The following is a 16,265-nucleotide window of genomic DNA, read 5'->3' as shown; positions in this document are numbered from 1 at the left end:
TTCACCGCTTTCCTCTCCTTAACGGATACCATAATGACTTCATCGCATCAGCGCGCCACCAGCGGGGCGCTTTTTATTTTGATTTTAAGCGGCCTGATGGCCTTTACTTCGCTCTCCACCGATATCTATCTGCCGGCCATGCCGATGATGGCCGCGCAACTGCACGGTGATGCCGAACTGACGATCACCGGATTTCTGATTGGCTTTGCGCTGGCGCAGCTGGTGTGGGGGCCAATAAGTGACCGGCTGGGGCGTCGCACGCCGCTGTTCATCGGCATGGTGCTATTTATTATCGGCTCCGCCGGCTGCGCGCTGTCGACCACCATCGATCAGATTGTCTTCTGGCGCGTGTTTCAGGCGCTTGGCGCCTGCACTGGGCCGATGCTGGCGCGGGCGATGGTTCGCGATCTGTTTGCTCGTACCCGCGCCGCGCAGATGCTCTCGACGCTGACTATCGTGATGGCGATTGCGCCGATTGCCGGGCCGCTGATCGGCGGGCAGATGATTAAATTCACCAGCTGGCACACTATTTTCTGGCTGCTGGTGGTGATTGGCGCTCTGATGTTTATCGCCTTGTGCTGGCTGCCGGAAACTCTGCCGCCAGAGCGTCGGCAGAAAGGATCGCCGCTTAGCGCGTTTCGCAATTACGCCGCGTTGGTAAAAAACCGGACGTTTATGCGTTATACCCTCAGTCTGACTTTCTTTTACGTCGCGGCTTACGCTTTTATCACCGGTTCGCCGGATGTCTATATTCGCTATTACGGCATTGCGCCGCAGCACTACGGCTGGTTGTTCGCGGTCAATATCGTTGGGGTTATGCTGATGAGCGTGGTCAATCGTCGTCTGGTGCAGCGCCATGCGTTAGGTTCGCTGTTGAAGGCGGCGCTGGCGGTATCGGCGATTGCCGTCGTCGTGCTGGCAGCCGGCGTGCGTCTGCATATCGGCGGCGTGGCGCTGATTGTGGTGAGTATTTTCCTGTTCTTCTCAATGAATGGGGTGATTGCCGCCACCTCAACCGCTGCAGCGCTGGATGAGGCCGGTGAATATGCCGGTTCCGCTTCGGCGCTGATCGGCTCGCTGCAGTATGGCAGCGGCATTATCTCTTCGCTACTGCTGGCATGGCTCCACGACGGTACGCCGTGGACGATGGCGTGGATCATGGCCGCTTTTACGCTCGCCAGCCTGCTTTTGGCGTGGCTCCATCGGCGCGTCGATTAATGAATTGAGCTCATAGAGACAAGTCGATTTCCCGGCTGGCGAGTAAGCGAACCGACTACGCGGGGGATATTGACGATAATTAGCGATTGCGGTCAAAACGGACGTGAGGGTTATTGTTATACTGCCTTGAATTACTGAAGAAAAACGATAACCAGGAGTGTGGAAGGGCTATGAAAGACGATATCAACCAGGAGATCACCTTCCGCAAGCTATCGGTCTTTATGATGTTTATGGCGAAGGGCAATATCGCCAGAACCGCCGAAGCCATGAAGCTCAGCAGCGTTAGCGTGCACCGCGCGCTGCATACGCTCGAAGAGGGGGTCGGCTGCCCGCTGTTTGTCCACAAAGGGCGCAACCTGCTGCCGCTGCAGGCGGCGTGGACGCTGCTTGAATACTGCCAGGATGTGATGAGTCTGATGAGCCGTGGTCTTGAGGCGACGCGCAAAGTCGCTGGCGTCGGTCAGGGGCGGTTGCGCATCGGTACCCTCTATTCGCTGACGCTGGAAACCGTTCCGCGCATCATTATGGGGATGAAGCTGCGTCGCCCGGAGCTGGAGCTGGATCTGACCATGGGCTCCAACCAGATGCTGCTGGATATGCTGGAGGACGATGCGCTGGATGCTATCTTAATCGCCACCAATGAAGGCGAGTACAATCATTCGGCCTTCGACGTGGTGCCGCTGTTTGAAGATGATATCTTCCTCGCCGCGCCGGCGACGGAACAGCTGAATACCACAGAGCTCGCTGACCTGCGCGATTATGCCGATCGTAAGTTTGTTTCGCTGGCGGAAGGGTTTGCGACTTATGCCGGGTTTCAGGAGGCCTTTCAGGTGGCCGGTTTTGAGCCGGAAATTGTGACCCGGGTGAATGATATCTTTTCGATGATAAGTCTGGTGCAGGCGGGCGTCGGCTTCGCGCTGCTGCCGGGACGCATGAAGAAAGTTTATGAAAACGATGTGCAGCTGTTAAAGCTGGCGGAACCCTATCAGATGCGCCAGCTGATCTCTATCGTCTATTCGCACCATCGCGAGCGCGATGCCGACCTGCTGGCGCTGGCGGCGGAAGGGCGGATGTACGCCCGCAGTATTAATCGCTAAGCCGCTGCGCCAGATGGCGGGCGACGTCTACGCCGCTGCGCTCCAGCGAAATGGTCTCGCCGCGCCAGCCCGCCTGGCGGGTCAGGCAGGTGAGCACCCCGCCGGGCGGCATCTCGATTGCCAGCCTCGCGTCGCGTTCATCGGCGGCGATCATCGCCTCCTGCCAGTGCACGGTGCGCGCCATGTTCATCGCCAGATCGTCAGCGATCCGCTGCGGATCCCACAGCACGCGCGCCGTCGAGCCGCTTAAATAGGCGCGCTGAGGGCGCGTTAAGGTGACGTCGGCAAAGGCTTTTGCCAGCGCTGCGGCGGGTTTATCCAGCAGTGCGCAGTGCGAGGGCACGCTGACCGCCAGCCGCTGGGCTTTACTGGCGCCAGCCCGCAGCGCCAGCTGCGCCACCTCGGCCATCGCCTCATCGCGCCCGGCGATCACGATCTGCGTTTCGGCGTTGAGGTTGGCGAGATAAACCTCGTGGCCCTGCATCAGCGCCTCAACCCGCGGGCGGGTCAGCCCCATAATCGCCGTCAGCCCGTAACCTTCGGGATAAGCCTGCTCCATTAAATCGCCGCGCAGCGCCACCAGCCGCAACGCGCTGGCGAAATCGAGCGCGCCGGCAATCACCGCTGCCGGAAACGCGCCAATAGAGAGGCCGCTGACCATCTGCGGATCCACGCCCTGGCGCTGTAGCTCGCGCGCCCAGGCGACCCCGGCGATCAGCAGACAGAGTTGTACCGCACGGGTGTGTTTTAGCGCGTCGGCGCTATCGAGAGTAGCGACTTCATCCCCCAGCACGGCGCGCGCCTGCGCGAAGATGTTCTCGCGGTCGGGGATGGCCGCCAGCATGGCTGGCCGCTGGCCGCCCTGACCGGGAAAAGTAAACAAAATTTTCATCATTCCTCCCTGTGCCACGGCGTCGCGGTTAATCGTGCGCCATGGGATGTTTTCAGCAGCGCACGGCCATCGCGCAGCCACTCATTAAGGGCGAAGGCGCCGTAGGGCGTTTCTACCTGGGTATCGGCGCGGCACGGCAGTTGGGCCACACGGGCCTGCCACTCGCGCAGCGCCTCGCGATCCAGCGGCTGCGGCGCGCGGATCAGCAGATCCAGATCGCTTGCCGCATGCAGCACCGGGATCTCGGTTGCCAGCGCATAGCCGGTACTGCCGGTGACGCCCCAGCGCCAGGACCAGGGGTGTAAGGTAAGGGCGATAGCCGCCTGAACCGGCGGCTGTGAAACAAAAGGGGAGCCCAGCAGACGCTCGCGCTCCACCAGCATTTCCGGCGTCACGCAGCGCACGATATTGTGCGCCTGGACCCAACCGGCGGCGCGCTGCTCGCGCTTCATGCCCCGCACCCCCACCGGGATGCGGGCCTGGTCATCAACGTCGCGTCTCACCACCACCGGCAGCGCGGCTCGCCACTGCTGAGCCACCCACGGCTCGGCAATAGCTTCCAGGGCGCTGGCGTGGTTTAACCAGAGTAAATCGTGGGGACGCGGCGTTGATGACATGGTTTACAGTCCTGAAGTCAAAGAGATAAACAGCGGTAGCGACAGGATACACAGAACCGAGCTCAACAGCAGCACGGCTTCAGCATCAGGAGACTGGACGCCGAAGCGGTTGCCGAAGACCACGCCGAAGAAGCCGGCGGCCAGGGCAATCATCAGGATCGCGATAATGGCGATAGAGCCGTGCAGACCCAGCAGCATCACCAGACCCCAGGCAATAAACGGCTGCACCAGCAGTTTCACGATGGTGGAAGTGGCGATCAGCGCATTGAGCTGCAGTTTACGTGCCGACAGGATCACCCCGGTGAGGAACAGCGCGGCGGCGGTGGCGGCCAGGCCCAGCGGTTTGATGGAGGCCAGCAGCATTTCCGGCATTTTAATGCCGATAGCGGAAAGCACCACCCCAAGCAGCGGGCCCCAGACGATCGGTTTTTTCACCGAACGCCACATCAGCACCGGCAGCATCGCCAGCGTAGAACCGCTGTTTTCACCTGCGGCGCGGGCTTTTTCACGTTCCAGAATCAGCAGGCAGAACGGGGTCATCAGTACCGAGCCGCAGGCGATAGAGACCGCCACCGACAGCGAGGTTGACGCGCCTTCACCCAGCACGCTGCCGAGGATCGGCAGACCCAACGCGGCATAGTTTGGCAGGGCGACGGTGAGGGTCAGCACCGCGGCATCCTGCGGCGTGCGTTTGAACACGCTGGTGGCGAGGAAGTAGATCGCGGCATAGGTGATCCACATCGCGCCGGTCAGCACCAGCACCAGCGGCGACTGGGCGACGATACCGGCCCACGGCGTTTGTACCGTGGCGCTAAACAGCGTGGCGGGTAAGGCAAAATCCATTACAAAGATATTGAGCAGGGAGACATTTTTATTATCTACCATCCCGGCCTTACCGGCCCAGAAGCCCAGCAGCATAATGACGAAAATCGGGGCAAGAGCATGAATAATCACATAAGTCATAAATCACCTGTAAATAAAATAGAGTACTGGCGCGATTGTTATTTTTTCTAAAAGCCGTCCCTTCCCGGAGCGTGTATTCCGCGCTCCGGGGGACAGCTTCCGGCAGGTTTTCTTCTACTACTTACGTACGAACGTCTTACCAGCTGGCGCGCATGCGATCGCGAACCAGTTGTGAGCTACGGCGGTTTTCCGCGCCCAGGCGGCACTTCAGCGAGGTATCTTTGCGCGCGTCAGCGATGGCGTCGCGCAGGGTACGGCTGACCAGCGACAGATCGCCTTCGTCTGGCGCATCCGGATGGCTGATATCGAGCAGGGCGGAGAGCAGGCCGAGCGTCGCATAGTTGCTGACGTCGTAGGCCATCAGCGGGATCGTCGCCGCCAGTTTCTCCAGCGCCTCTACGGTACGCAGCGTAATGCGCGCCGCCGATTCTTTCCCCATCGCGTGGACCAGCACGCCGCTATCGTTAAAGGCGATCAGGCGGTTGGCCTGGTAGCCGTGGGCCAGAAACGCCCCGGACATCGCTTTTCCGACAATCAGGCCAATCACCGGGTGGCCGGCAAGACGGGCTTTGGCATAGGCGCCTGCCGCCCCGGCCAGCGCCTGGTGGATGCCGAAAGCTTCTTCGCGGCGGCCATAGGCCTGGCTCGGGACATCAATTACCGCGACGATCGGCCGTTTGACAGGCTGGTCGGCGTCAGCGGCGATGGTTTCATTGACCACTTTCGCCAGCGTCCAGCCTTCCAGCAAGCCGACTTCGCCGCCGGCGGCGCGCGGGTAGTGGTTGTTGGCGTCTGGCACCACGGCGATAAAGCGGACGCTTTCACCATCAATCTGGCCATCTGCGACCTGCACCGAAGGGCACAGACCACTCATCAGCGGCGCGTCGGGCGCCAGTTTATTCAGCCACAGCGCGGCGCGGTTTGGGAACTGACTCATTATTTATCCTCCCGGGCAAAAAGCTGTTTAATCTGCGCGGTATCCGCCTGCTGGCGGGTATCGAACTGGCTCAAGCGACGCAGATAATCGTCATAGTTGTCGCTACGGTGCTGGGCCGGTACGCCTTTGGCGATCGCCTCATTCATTGCGGTTTTAACGGCATTAACGCCATCGTTAACCAGCGCGTCGACCAGCCCGCTGGCGGCGCGAATTTCACCCCCGGTCATGCTCCAGATAAACGGCCGGTTGCGGGAGTCGTACTCTTCAATGCCGGCTTCCTGCTCGATAACCTGCGGGCCGTTGAGGCCGAGACGGGCTTCACGGGTGACGATAAGGTAGCTGCACAGCGCCGCGGCGATGGACATGCCGCCGAAGCAGCCGACGGTACCGGTAATAATGCCGACCACCGGGGTGTAGCGGCGCAGGTCGACAATCGCGGCATGAATATCGGCGATGGCGGCCAGACCGAGGTTGGCCTCCTGCAGACGTACGCCGCCGGTTTCGAGGCACAGCACCGCCTGGGTCGGGATACCGTTGCGGTTATCTTCCGCCGCCAGCTCCAGCGCGGCGGCCATTTTGGCGCCGGAGACTTCGCCCATACTGCCGCCCTGGAAGGTGCCTTCGATGGCAATCACCACCGCAGGTTGGCCGTTGATCGTGCCTTTGGCGACCACCATACCGTCGTCGGACTGTGGGACGATGCCCTGCGCGCCGAGCCACGGCGACATAATGCCTTCAAACGGATCCAGCAGTTCGCGGTAGCTGCCGTCGTCCAGCAGGGCGTGGGCGCGTTCGCGAGCGCGCAGTTCGATAAAGCTGCGATCGTTACGCATGAGCGGCCTCCTCAAAGACTTGTTCAATACGAATACGAGCGACGCCCGGCGTGGCGCCGAAGTCGTGGATAATCAACTGCCCGGCGGGCAGACCGTTGATCAGGTTCAGCCTGTCGAACAGCGCCTGCCAGCGCGCCTGGCTGTTATCCACGGAGGTAGTGATCTGTACGTTGAGCGTGGCGCTCTGTGCGGCGGTATAAAGCACTTCCATATCGCCTGAACCTACGACCCCTGCCAATGCTTTGCCGCTGAGGGCGCGGTTGGCAGGAAATGACAATGTAATCTGTTCCATAACATCCTCTGAATGCGTTAGCCGGAAACCCGGTCGAGAAACAGGGTGGCGGCAAGGAGATCGGCCGCGCCACCCGGCGAGGCGTTGTGCGCCAGCATCTGCCCATCAAGGCGCGCCAGCGCGGCGCGACCGGCGGCGCTGGCGCAACCGCCCGCCGCCAGAACCTCGCGAGCGCCTTGCTGCATAGCGTGCAGGCCGTTCATGCCGGCGCGCGACAGCACACAGGTATCGCTCAGCGAGGTCATGATGGCCATCAGCGCATCAAGGCGCGCCTGCGGCTCGCTGGCGCCTCGCGCCCGGCTCTGCTGCAGTTGCGGCAGCGCCAGGGTGGTAACATGCGGAAATCCGCGCTGCGCTTCCTCGCGTGCGCCCGGCACCTGCCAGCGGCGGCTGGCGCGCAGACCCTTACTAAAGCTTTTCGGCGCGAAACCATCAGGCAGGCGGGCAAGGGCGGCAGCGGCGGCGGCGATCGCTTGTGATTGACCCTCTCCACCCAACATCGCCACCGCGCTGACCAGCAGGCCCAGCGCCCAGATGGCGCCGCGGTGGGTGTTAACCCCACCCGTCGCCATCATCATCTGCGCTTCACCTTCGCGACCGAGGCGGCCGACGGTTTCGCGCAGGGCGATATCCGCCGGACGCTGCCAGCTTTGCTGCGCCAGCGCGTGAAAGGTCGGCTGCAGACTGCGGGCGGAGCGTTCCATCAGGTCCAGATTAAGATCCTGATGCGCGCCGTTGCCGCGACTATCGACCAGACCCGGTTTCGGACTCAGACGGGCTTCGTCAATCAGACACGCGCTGGCGGTATGCGCCAGCCAGCTGACGCGGCTTTCTGCGAGCAGGGGGGAGAGATTTTTCATTACCAGCTCCGGAATTTTGCCGGTGGGTTGTACAGTCCGTCGGACCACTCCACCAGGTCGGCGACGCTGCCGGCCGCCAGCAGCGAGCGGGTGGCATCGCTGCGGCGAATGCCGATATCTTCCGGGTAGACCACTTTGCCGCTCTGGCGCAGGGCGGCGACGCGTTTGGCGTCCACCCCGAGGCCAATATCAGTGATCCCGGCCACCGCGGCGACCATCGCCCGGCGCTCTTCAAGGCTCTCCGCGCGGTACAGGTAAGCGATACCTTCTTCGGTCAGCACGTGAGTCACGTCATCGCCATAAATCATCACCGGCGCCAGCGGCATGCCGGAGGTTTTGGCGACGTCGACCGCGTCGAGGGTTTCAACGAAGGTCGGTTTCACGCCGGCCTGGAAGGTTTCGACCATCTGCACCACCAGTTTTTTCCCGCGCTGCATCGGGTCTGGTTCAGTGATCATATTGAGCCAGGCCGGGGTGGCGTGGCGGCGACCGTGCGGGTCGTGGCCCATGTTCGGCGCGCCGCCGAAGCCGGAAAGACGACCGCGGGTGACGGTGGAGGAGTTAGCCTGGCCATCAACCTGCAGGGTCGAACCGATAAACATATCTACCGCGTACTGACCTGCCAGCTGGCAGAAGGCGCGGTTAGAGCGCATTGAGCCATCCGGGCCGGTAAAGAAGATATCCGGGCGGGCGCGGATGTACTCTTCCATCCCCAGTTCGCCGCCGAAACAGTGCACGCTCTCCACCCAGCCGCTCTCGATGGCCGGGATTAAGGTCGGATGCGGATTCAGCGTCCAGTGTTTACAGATTTTGCCTTTCAGGCCGAGCTGTTCGCCGTAGGTGGGCAGCAGCAGTTCAATAGCAGCGGTATTAAAGCCGATACCGTGGTTAAGCGACTGCACCTGATGCTCCGCGTAGATGCCTTTGATCGCCATCATCGCCATCAGAATGTGTTCTTGCTTAATCAGGCGCGGGTCGCGGGTGAACAGCGGTTCAATGAAGAACGGTTTGTCGGCGACCACCACGTAATCAATCCACGAGCCGGGAATATCGACGCGCGGCAGATCGCATTCGTCGTCCACCAGTTCGTTGACCTGGGCTATCACAATGCCATCGTGGAAGGCGGCGGCTTCGACCAGCGCCGGGGTATCTTCAGTACTTGGCCCGGTGTACAGGTTGCCTTTGCGGTCGGCTTTATAGCCCGCGATCAGCGCGACGTTTGGCGACAGATCAACGTACAGGCGGGAGTAGAGTTCGATATAGGTGTGGATGGCGCCGATTTCGAGCAGGCCATCTTCCAGCAGCTGCGAAATGCGCAGGCTCTGGGTGCCGGAGAAAGAGAAATCCAGTTTACGGGCAATGCCTTTTTCAAACAGGTCCAGATGCTCGCTGCGCCCGACGCTGGGCATAATCATATGCAGGTCGTGAATTTTTTGCGGATTGACCTCGGCGAGCATGCGGGAGAGGAAATCAGCCTGTTTCTGGTTGTTGCCTTCCAGCACCACCCGATCGCCCGGGGCGAGCAGATTTTCCAGTACGCTGACCAGCTGGTCAGTGGGGATGACTTTGCCGGCGAGCTTCGCTTCGGCCAGCCGCCGCTGTTTTTCCGTCCGGCGACGGTTCCAGACCCGCGCCGTCGTTTGTTCAGCATTCATTGTTAACCTCCTGATTCGACAAATCGTTTTGTTTGTCCTGGTGGAAGTTAGTGTGCGATGCGCGGCGCTGCGCATCAATTAAGCACGGCGGCTAATTGTTATCTTTAGAGTAACGATTGGGTCTTACCGTTTGTGATAGGGATCAATAATACGAAAGGCGTAGTGGTCTACGGGAAGAGCGCAGGTGAGGAAGCCGGCCGGCACTCGGCCGGCCGTGAGAAGGGGTTATTCTTTGCTGACATCACTTAATAAGAAAGCAATACTCTGACCGCCGCTGGTCTGCTCGAGGGCAATTTTGGCGATAATCGTCAGTGGCACCGACAGCAGCATGCCGACCGGGCCCAATAGCCAGCCCCAGAAGATCAAGGACAGAAACACCACCAACGTGGAGAGCCCCAGGCCACGTCCCATCACCCGTGGCTCCAGAATGTTGCCGAACACCAGGTTGACAATCAGGTAGCCGGCCAGGACCACCAGCGCCTCGTACAGCCCGCCAAACACCAGTACCTGCAGGATCGGCGGGATGGCCGCCAGCACGGAGCCAATATTGGGAATATAGTTGAGCGCGAAGGCCAGCAGTCCCCACATGAAGGCGAAGCGCACGTCCAGCAGCACTAGCATGCCCCAGACCACCAGGCCGGTCACCAGGCTAATCGCGGTTTTCAGCACCAGATAATGCGACACGCTGTCGATGGCCCGCTGAATGGCGCCCATCCCTTCAACCGGACGGGACATTAGCTGTTGCAGCTTGGCGGGAAGCTGGGGGACCTCCAGCAGCATAAATACCACCGTCAGCAGCAGCAGAAAAATCGAGGACATCGCGTTCGACAGCTGAGTGAGCAGGCTGGTGACCAGCGTCATCACCGCGTTAGGGTCGATGTATTTATTCAGCTCCACCACCGAGACGGTGAACCCCATGCGCTGCAGCCAGGGGGCGATGGTTTGCATCGGCTCGTAGAGATAGTTGCGATACTGCGGTAAGGTGCGCGCCAGCTCGTTAAGCGAGGTCCCCAGCGAGGCCAGCAGCACAATGGCCAGCATGACGATGAGGCCAATCAGCATTGAGATCGCCAGCACGCGCGGGACCCGGCAGCGGACCAGCAGTTGTACCAGCGGATTAATGATCACCGCCAGAAAGAGGGCGAGAATAAAGGGGACAATAATGTCCGCCGCAAAGCGAATGCCGGTAAGGATGATCACCAGCATGCCCAGCATGATGACCATCTTTAATCCGTTAAGTGTAATAATGGGTTTAGCCATAGGTCCCGACCTCAATCTTCCTTGCCTATTAACAGGTTGCGTTACATTAGCATAATGACGTTTTTTTGCAGAAAAAACGCATTGAAGCAAAACGGCGGCGTAAAGAATTGCAAATTCTTTGAATTAAATGTAGCACTATGCTACAAATTTATCTGTGTATAACTACTGAGGACAATTTTCATCCGCAACGGACGAGAAGCAACACCGCGGATAATTGTAATTTTATGGACAATCAGTTCAGGATGTATATTTTAAACCACCCCGCAGTCTCTCTCTCTTTTTCCCGTTTTGCCGGCGAGCAGCACTGGCATTCGGCGCTATAGTCACCTTCTCTCTGCCTGAGCTGGCGCCAAGCGCACAGCGAAATCTACGTCAGAAATTTTCCTGTTTACGCCTCGCGTAAACGGTAATGGATTATATTCTCAAGCAGGAGAAGGGATCATGTTTTATTGGATTTTATTAGCTTTAGCTATTGTTGCTGAAATTACCGGCACCTTGTCGATGAAATGGGCGAGCGTGAGCGGTGGTCATACCGGTTTTATTTTAATGCTGGCCATGATTGCTCTGTCATATATTTTTCTTGCCTTTGCGGTTAAAAAAATTGCCCTGGGTGTGGCCTACGCGCTATGGGAAGGGATCGGCATTTTGCTGATTACCGTGTTTAGCGTGCTGTTGTTTGATGAAAGCCTGTCGCCGCTGAAGATCGCCGGCCTGACCACCCTGGTGGTGGGGATCGTCTTAATTAAGTCCGGCACCCAGAAAAAAGCGTCGTCAAAGCAGGAGGTGGCCCATGCAGCAGTTTGAGTGGATCCACGCCGCGTGGCTGGCCGTCGCCATCGTGCTTGAAATCATTGCCAACGTCTTTTTGAAGTTTTCCGATGGCTTCCGCCGCAAAGTCTACGGCATCCTGTCCCTGGCGGCGGTGCTGGGCGCGTTCAGCGCCCTGTCGCAGGCGGTTAAAGGGATCGATCTCTCGGTCGCCTATGCGCTGTGGGGCGGCTTCGGTATCGCGGCGACCATCGCTGCCGGCTGGGTGCTGTTTGGTCAGCGCCTGAATAACAAAGGCTGGGCGGGGCTCATCCTGCTGGTGGCCGGCATGGTGTTAATTAAACTCGCCTGACGTCTCGCCGCCTGCAAAGCCAGGCGGCAAAACAGGTCCTCTGTAGTATGCTTAACTCAAGATCAGCCCCTCGCTGATAGTGTGCCTGGTGACGATGAGGACTGCGCATGTTCACTGCTTTCGGCTGGCGGAAAATTCCTTCCGCCAGGACGTTGTCAATAATGATATTCCTCGCCGGCCTTGGACTCACTGCGTCGGTCATTTCTCTGCTGTATCTCTCACAACACCTGATTGCCAGCAAATCTAATGAAATCGATCAGCAGCGTTCGGTGCTGTCGGTGGAAGGGGCGGTACAGACCTCGGTCAATCGGGTGCTGTCGCTGGTGCTGGACAATGCCATCTGGGATGACGCGGTAACGCAGACCTACGCCCCGTCACTCGATCAGAAATGGCTGTACGATTCCTGGGGATCAGGCTTCAAAATCAATAACCTGTACGATGGCACCTTTGTCCTCGATGAACATTATCGTATCCTGTGGGGCGCCTTTCAGAGCCAGGTGCTGCCCCGGACTGACCTCTCATTTCTTGGGGCTGGCCTGACCAGTCTGATCCACACTCATGCGCAAGCATTGCGTGAGGGAAAAAACGCCTTTGCCGGTATCACGCGCACGGAGGCCGGGATCGCCTTTGTCGGCATCGGCCTGATACGCCCAACGACAGGTCGGCTTCAGGTATTTGATGCGACGCGGCGCTATCTGGTGATAACCCGGCATATCAACCCCCAACTGCTGGAGCGCCTGGGTGACACCTTTCAGATTCGTCATCTGCATCTCGCCGAGGGTCCTGGCGCCTACCGTATTCCGCTGCGAACGCAGGCGGATGAGGTGCTGGGATACCTGGCCTGGCAGCCGCGCCTGCCTGGCGCTGAAGCGGCGCAGGCCTCGTCAGGCAGCATGGGACTGATCGCCGGGGTGGCGGCCAGCCTGATCCTGCTGTTTATCCTTTTTAGCAGTTTGGGCATGTATAAGCTGGCGCGCGGGGAGCGTCAGGCGCGGGAGATAGCCATGATTGACTGGCTGAGCCGTCTGCCTAACCGGCGAGCGCTTCTGCTGCGGTTAAGCCAGGTATGCGAGACGGGGAAACACGATATTCAGTGCGTGGTGTTTATCGATCTGGATGGTTTTAAGGACGTCAATGATAACTATGGTCATGATGTCGGCGACGCCCTGATCCGCCATATCGCCAGCGCCCTACAGACGCGGGTACCGACGGGGGCCATGCTGGCGCGGATGGGCGGGGATGAGTTCGCCATGGCGGTGAGCGGCGCAAAGGCGATTGACCGGGCGGCGGCGTTCGCCTGGGCAGCGCTGGAGCTGCTGAAAGCGCCAGTGACGCTCAGCAAACGCAAAATTTATATCGGCGCCAGCATTGGCATCGCCAGCGGCGCCCCGGCGGAATGTTCCAGTACCGAGCTGTTTCGCCGGGCCGACATCGCCATGTACCACGCCAAGAAGAGCGGGAAGGGGCGGACGGCCTGGTATGACGATGCGCTGGATGCTGTGCGGCGTCATCAACTGATGATTGAGAACGGCATCCGCCAGGGGCTGGAGCAGGATGAATTTGAGGTCTGGTATCAGCCGGTGGTCGATGCCGATACCCTGGCGATGACCGGCGTGGAGGCGCTACTGCGCTGGCCGCGACGCCCGCAGGGGGCGCTGGCGCCGGATGCGTTTATTGCCATCGCCGAGAGCAGCGGCCTGATTGATGCCCTCGGGCAGTTCGTTCTGCAACGCGCCTGCAGCGACCTGCAGCCGGTTGACGATCTCCTTTTGTCGGTGAACATCTCGCCAGCGCAATTTCGCGACCCGGCTTTTGAAAACCGGGTGATGAAGACCGTCGCGGCCTGCCGCTTTCCGCCGTCGCGCCTGCAGGTGGAGGTGACGGAGAGCTATGTGCTGGAAAATCCGGAACGTTCGCAGGCGGTGGTGGAGAATCTGAAGGCCCAGGGTATTGCCGTGGCGCTGGACGATTTTGGCACTGGCTACTCAAGTATTGGCTATTTACGCCGCTTTCGCTTTGATAGCCTGAAGATCGACAAATCTCTCGCCGGGCGGGTGGACAGCGATGAACAGGCGGCGGAGATGGTGCGCGGGACGGTGCGCATTGCCCGCGCGCTGGGGATGACGGTCGTGGCGGAGGGGGTTGAGGATCTGCAGCAGCTGACGCTGCTGCGGCGGGCCGGCTGCGACCGGCTTCAGGGGTACTATTTCAGTAAACCGATGCCGATCGCCGATCTGCTGCAGCGGCGTCAGTCGCAGGGGTGATTACTCTCCGGCCAGTGCTTCCAGCTTATCGCGAAAGCCGGTAACCGAAATGGCGCGGTTGTCAGCCCGCCAGCGATCCTGCGGACCGGGAGCGGAGCTTTGCACGGCGATCACTTGCCAGCCGTCCTCCGTTTTCAACAGCAACGGCGACCCGCTGTCACCAGGCAGCGTATCGCACTGATGCGACAGCACGCTGTTTTGCGCCCAGCCGGTCACGATGCAATCCTGATGGCTGTACAGATTATCCAGATGATCCTCCGGATATCCCGATTGGGTCACTTTACGGTCCGCTGCCTTCAGCGCAGCGGTGAGATCGGCCTTGCTACCCGGGAAGAGTGGGATCGGCGTGATGCCCGAGGGAGCATAGCGCAGTACGATCAGGCCAAAATCTGACGGCGCCGCGGCGGAGGGCACGATCCAGCCATCGCCATCGGCCTTCAGGCGCTTACCTAAGGCCGGATCCACTCGCCCTTCAATGCCGTGAATTTCATATACCCAGCCGCCCTTGCGCGAAATAAAGCGCAGAGCAACCGCTTTGTCCGGTTTGCCGCGCGGAGGCGTCAACAGACAGTGGCCAGCGGTCAGCGCCAGGTGAGGGGAGATAAGCGTCGCTGTGCACAGATTGCCGCTGGCGGTTTCCAGTTGGCCGATCGCATCCCACGGGCTTTCCTCGGGGTGGCTCACCGCTTTTCGGTCATCATGGCCGAAAAACAGCGTCTTAATATCTTTGGCGCTCAGTCCGCTATCATCGGCATGTGCGCCCAGAGGTAACAGATAAAATGAACACAGCAATAACAGAACGTCTCTACGCATATCACTCTCTGGGGAGGCTATGATGTCTATTGACAGTAGCAGGAGATTTAAGTTTTTGAAAGTAAACAATAATTCTAAGCAGGCCAAACCGTTGCCATCAGGCGAGACGGGCTGACGCTGCCGCTGGCAAAACCGTCTGATTTCAAGCGGTTAATACCAGCTGAACGCTGTTGCTATTTCCGCAGAAAGCGACGTCCGACGCAACAAAATTCGTGTATCAGAACGTACTGAACCCGGCGAATAATTCACCAACCGGACATTAAGATTATTCCTGGTTTGCCAGCGATTCGCTGAAAAATAATGCGCTTGCCCGCCAAAACTTCACCAGAATTCGCACTTCTTTACGCCTCTCGTAATTATTTTCAATGCGAAACATTTTCTCACCGAAAACGTTGTTACCGTCACTCCGCCGTTGAGTAAATAGAGAGGTAATACCGGCGATGATAGCCTGAATTCTATTTCCCCGACGTTGGGAGGGTATATGTCTAAAAAAGGTATTCGCGCACTGGTTTATGTTTCCCTGGTCTCAGTTGCTATCTGGGGCGCGACCGGTTATCTGGTGATGGAAGCGGTGCGCGTACTGTGAAGCGTCTGGTCACCACGAGGTGGCCGGCGCGCGCTAGTTTATGACTACAGTGTCTGGCGTCTTCGGACGCCGGGCATTTTTTGTGCCGCAGGAATTTCAGGGTAATGAGACGCGGGAAGGTGTCGTCAGCGATCGCCGTACGGTATTTATTATTCTGCAAAGCCAGCAGAAGCAGTAAATGAGAGCGTGGCGGAAATGATTAATAGAGGAAAAAGCGGGTAGCAACCACTGCGCAAATGATTAACAGGATCAGGATGAGCTCGAAACGATAGCGCCGCAGCATAGTGCTCTCCAGAAAAAACGGCGCTGAAACAGCGCCGATTATTAAGAAGGTTAGTTCACCGGGAGGAATTATGCTGCCGGCTGTGCAGCAGGTTTAGCGGCCTGGTGTTTAGTGGTTTTGTGGTGTTTTTTTGCAGCCTGCGCTTTCTGTGCTACCGGTTTAGCCGCAGCTTTGTGGTGCTTTTTAGCCGCCTGAGCTTTCTGCGGAGCAGCGGGTTTAGCTTCTACTTTTTTGTGTTTTTTAGCGGCCTGGGCTTTCTGGGCAGCGGCTGGTTTAGCTTCTGCTTTTTTGTGTTTTTTGGCAGCCTGAGCTTTCTGCTCTGCAGCTGGTTTTGCCGCGGCTTTGTGGTGTTTTTTGTGATGGGTGGTCTTGGCAGCAGTGCTGTGGGTAGCAGCCGGTGCCTGAGTGGTGCTTACTGCGTCAGCAGCGAAAGCGGCGGAAGAGAGACCCATAGCAGCGGCAACGACCAGAGCTAATACTTTTTTCATTCTGATATCCTCGAAAAGTTTTCTTAATTTCAACCCCACTGCGGGGCCGGTGAAATCACTATATGCTTGTCTTTTCGAGCTTTCCGT

General features: G+C 59.0%; 18 protein-coding genes. 6 read left to right on the top strand and 12 right to left on the bottom strand.

Going from position 1 to position 16,265, the window contains the following annotated elements; all coding sequences use genetic code 11:
* The first annotated feature begins 33 nt into the window (after positions 1-33).
* Both AS136_RS16955 and AS136_RS16950 read left to right on the top strand, forming a co-directional pair.
* On the top strand, positions 34-1,218 hold the full coding sequence (locus tag AS136_RS16955; protein ID WP_040968473.1) for a multidrug effflux MFS transporter: 1,185 nt from the start codon (positions 34-36) through the stop codon (positions 1,216-1,218).
* Between the two features lie 170 nt (positions 1,219-1,388).
* Positions 1,389-2,315 carry a LysR family transcriptional regulator gene (locus AS136_RS16950; RefSeq protein WP_012968321.1) on the top strand — a complete coding sequence of 309 codons (927 nt, stop codon included), beginning with the start codon at positions 1,389-1,391 and terminating at the stop codon, positions 2,313-2,315.
* On the opposite strand, the gene mdcH is transcribed toward AS136_RS16950, so the two are convergent.
* The 9 genes from mdcH to AS136_RS16905 form a co-directional block, all read right to left on the bottom strand.
* The gene (gene mdcH / locus AS136_RS16945; protein ID WP_016160952.1) at positions 2,305-3,207 is read right to left on the bottom strand and encodes a malonate decarboxylase subunit epsilon; all 903 of its coding nucleotides are present in this window, start codon (positions 3,205-3,207) and stop codon (positions 2,305-2,307) included. The genes AS136_RS16950 and mdcH overlap by 11 nt on opposite strands.
* Positions 3,207-3,824, bottom strand: a complete 618-nt coding sequence (locus tag AS136_RS16940) for a malonate decarboxylase holo-ACP synthase (RefSeq protein WP_008805037.1) — start codon at positions 3,822-3,824, stop codon at positions 3,207-3,209. Before AS136_RS16940 ends, mdcH begins: the two co-directional genes overlap by 1 nt.
* A gap of 3 nt (positions 3,825-3,827) precedes the next feature.
* Positions 3,828-4,787, bottom strand: a complete 960-nt coding sequence (locus tag AS136_RS16935) for an AEC family transporter (protein ID WP_023322543.1) — start codon at positions 4,785-4,787, stop codon at positions 3,828-3,830.
* Positions 4,788-4,923: 136 nt separating this feature from the next.
* Complete coding sequence (gene mdcE, locus AS136_RS16930; protein WP_063266873.1) at positions 4,924-5,724, bottom strand: biotin-independent malonate decarboxylase subunit gamma; 801 nt, start codon at positions 5,722-5,724, stop codon at positions 4,924-4,926.
* Entirely contained in the window at positions 5,724-6,557 is an 834-nt protein-coding gene (locus AS136_RS16925) for a biotin-independent malonate decarboxylase subunit beta (RefSeq protein WP_012541866.1), read from the bottom strand. Before AS136_RS16925 ends, mdcE begins: the two co-directional genes overlap by 1 nt.
* On the bottom strand, positions 6,550-6,849 hold the full coding sequence (gene mdcC, locus AS136_RS16920) for a malonate decarboxylase acyl carrier protein (RefSeq protein WP_012541865.1): 300 nt from the start codon (positions 6,847-6,849) through the stop codon (positions 6,550-6,552). The genes AS136_RS16925 and mdcC overlap by 8 nt, the downstream gene beginning before the upstream one ends.
* A gap of 17 nt (positions 6,850-6,866) precedes the next feature.
* Positions 6,867-7,709: a triphosphoribosyl-dephospho-CoA synthase gene (locus AS136_RS16915; protein ID WP_023297547.1), complete on the bottom strand. Its 843-nt coding sequence runs from the start codon at positions 7,707-7,709 to the stop codon at positions 6,867-6,869.
* The gene (mdcA, locus tag AS136_RS16910; protein WP_039103323.1) at positions 7,709-9,364 is read right to left on the bottom strand and encodes a malonate decarboxylase subunit alpha; all 1,656 of its coding nucleotides are present in this window, start codon (positions 9,362-9,364) and stop codon (positions 7,709-7,711) included. The genes AS136_RS16915 and mdcA overlap by 1 nt, the downstream gene beginning before the upstream one ends.
* 225 nt (positions 9,365-9,589) lie before the next feature.
* Positions 9,590-10,624: an AI-2E family transporter gene (locus tag AS136_RS16905; protein WP_008805030.1), complete on the bottom strand. Its 1,035-nt coding sequence runs from the start codon at positions 10,622-10,624 to the stop codon at positions 9,590-9,592.
* A 441-nt stretch (positions 10,625-11,065) separates the two neighbouring features.
* Between AS136_RS16905 and kpnE the strand changes: the two genes are divergently transcribed.
* The 3 genes from kpnE (at position 11,066) to AS136_RS16890 (ending at position 14,008) form a co-directional block, all read left to right on the top strand.
* Positions 11,066-11,428, top strand: coding sequence for a multidrug efflux SMR transporter subunit KpnE (kpnE, locus tag AS136_RS16900; RefSeq protein WP_008805029.1), 363 nt, complete (start codon positions 11,066-11,068; stop codon positions 11,426-11,428).
* A complete protein-coding gene (gene kpnF / locus AS136_RS16895) occupies positions 11,415-11,744 on the top strand; it encodes a multidrug efflux SMR transporter subunit KpnF (RefSeq protein WP_008805028.1) in 330 nt (109 codons plus the stop codon). The genes kpnE and kpnF overlap by 14 nt, the downstream gene beginning before the upstream one ends.
* Before the next feature lie 107 nt (positions 11,745-11,851).
* A complete protein-coding gene (locus AS136_RS16890) occupies positions 11,852-14,008 on the top strand; it encodes a putative bifunctional diguanylate cyclase/phosphodiesterase (RefSeq protein ID WP_063266872.1) in 2,157 nt (718 codons plus the stop codon).
* On the opposite strand, the gene AS136_RS16885 is transcribed toward AS136_RS16890, so the two are convergent.
* The gene (locus AS136_RS16885; protein WP_012968314.1) at positions 14,009-14,821 is read right to left on the bottom strand and encodes a trypsin-like serine peptidase; all 813 of its coding nucleotides are present in this window, start codon (positions 14,819-14,821) and stop codon (positions 14,009-14,011) included. It abuts the gene before it with no gap.
* Positions 14,822-15,447: 626 nt separating this feature from the next.
* Between AS136_RS16885 and AS136_RS28490 the strand changes: the two genes are divergently transcribed.
* Positions 15,448-15,585 (top strand): hypothetical protein, encoded by a 138-nt coding sequence (locus AS136_RS28490; RefSeq protein ID WP_153690771.1) that lies wholly within the window; start codon positions 15,448-15,450, stop codon positions 15,583-15,585.
* 21 nt (positions 15,586-15,606) lie between these two features.
* Here the strand turns inward: AS136_RS28490 and ydgU are convergent, their stop codons facing one another.
* Complete coding sequence (gene ydgU, locus AS136_RS29370) at positions 15,607-15,690, bottom strand: small membrane protein YdgU (RefSeq protein ID WP_049245797.1); 84 nt, start codon at positions 15,688-15,690, stop codon at positions 15,607-15,609.
* Between the two features lie 68 nt (positions 15,691-15,758).
* A complete protein-coding gene (gene asr, locus AS136_RS27915; RefSeq protein ID WP_043875352.1) occupies positions 15,759-16,178 on the bottom strand; it encodes an acid resistance repetitive basic protein Asr in 420 nt (139 codons plus the stop codon).
* Between the last annotated feature and the right edge of the window lie 87 nt (positions 16,179-16,265).

This window comes from Klebsiella sp. D5A (assembly GCF_001620885.1).
In the GTDB taxonomy this organism is placed as follows: domain Bacteria; phylum Pseudomonadota; class Gammaproteobacteria; order Enterobacterales; family Enterobacteriaceae; genus Klebsiella; species Klebsiella variicola.
Note: the sequence above shows the minus strand (reverse complement) of the source record. Positions and strands in the feature narration are given on the sequence as shown.

Bases quoted from the DNA above. Each gene is read 5' to 3' on its own strand.
- mdcH (WP_016160952.1), bottom strand. From the start codon at position 3,207: ATGAAAATTTTGTTTACTTTTCCCGGTCAGGGCGGCCAGCGGCCAGCC.
- kpnE (WP_008805029.1), top strand. From the start codon at position 11,066: ATGTTTTATTGGATTTTATTAGCTTTAGCTATTGTTGCTGAAATTACC.
- AS136_RS16935 (WP_023322543.1), bottom strand. From the start codon at position 4,787: ATGACTTATGTGATTATTCATGCTCTTGCCCCGATTTTCGTCATTATG.
- AS136_RS28490 (WP_153690771.1), top strand. From the start codon at position 15,448: ATGACTACAGTGTCTGGCGTCTTCGGACGCCGGGCATTTTTTGTGCCG.
- AS136_RS16915 (WP_023297547.1), bottom strand. From the start codon at position 7,709: ATGAAAAATCTCTCCCCCCTGCTCGCAGAAAGCCGCGTCAGCTGGCTG.
- AS136_RS16925 (WP_012541866.1), bottom strand. From the start codon at position 6,557: ATGCGTAACGATCGCAGCTTTATCGAACTGCGCGCTCGCGAACGCGCC.
- mdcE (WP_063266873.1), bottom strand. From the start codon at position 5,724: ATGAGTCAGTTCCCAAACCGCGCCGCGCTGTGGCTGAATAAACTGGCG.
- AS136_RS16905 (WP_008805030.1), bottom strand. From the start codon at position 10,624: ATGGCTAAACCCATTATTACACTTAACGGATTAAAGATGGTCATCATG.
- AS136_RS16940 (WP_008805037.1), bottom strand. From the start codon at position 3,824: ATGTCATCAACGCCGCGTCCCCACGATTTACTCTGGTTAAACCACGCC.
- ydgU (WP_049245797.1), bottom strand. From the start codon at position 15,690: ATGCTGCGGCGCTATCGTTTCGAGCTCATCCTGATCCTGTTAATCATT.
- kpnF (WP_008805028.1), top strand. From the start codon at position 11,415: ATGCAGCAGTTTGAGTGGATCCACGCCGCGTGGCTGGCCGTCGCCATC.
- asr (WP_043875352.1), bottom strand. From the start codon at position 16,178: ATGAAAAAAGTATTAGCTCTGGTCGTTGCCGCTGCTATGGGTCTCTCT.
- AS136_RS16890 (WP_063266872.1), top strand. From the start codon at position 11,852: ATGTTCACTGCTTTCGGCTGGCGGAAAATTCCTTCCGCCAGGACGTTG.
- mdcA (WP_039103323.1), bottom strand. From the start codon at position 9,364: ATGAATGCTGAACAAACGACGGCGCGGGTCTGGAACCGTCGCCGGACG.
- AS136_RS16885 (WP_012968314.1), bottom strand. From the start codon at position 14,821: ATGCGTAGAGACGTTCTGTTATTGCTGTGTTCATTTTATCTGTTACCT.
- AS136_RS16950 (WP_012968321.1), top strand. From the start codon at position 1,389: ATGAAAGACGATATCAACCAGGAGATCACCTTCCGCAAGCTATCGGTC.
- AS136_RS16955 (WP_040968473.1), top strand. From the start codon at position 34: ATGACTTCATCGCATCAGCGCGCCACCAGCGGGGCGCTTTTTATTTTG.
- mdcC (WP_012541865.1), bottom strand. From the start codon at position 6,849: ATGGAACAGATTACATTGTCATTTCCTGCCAACCGCGCCCTCAGCGGC.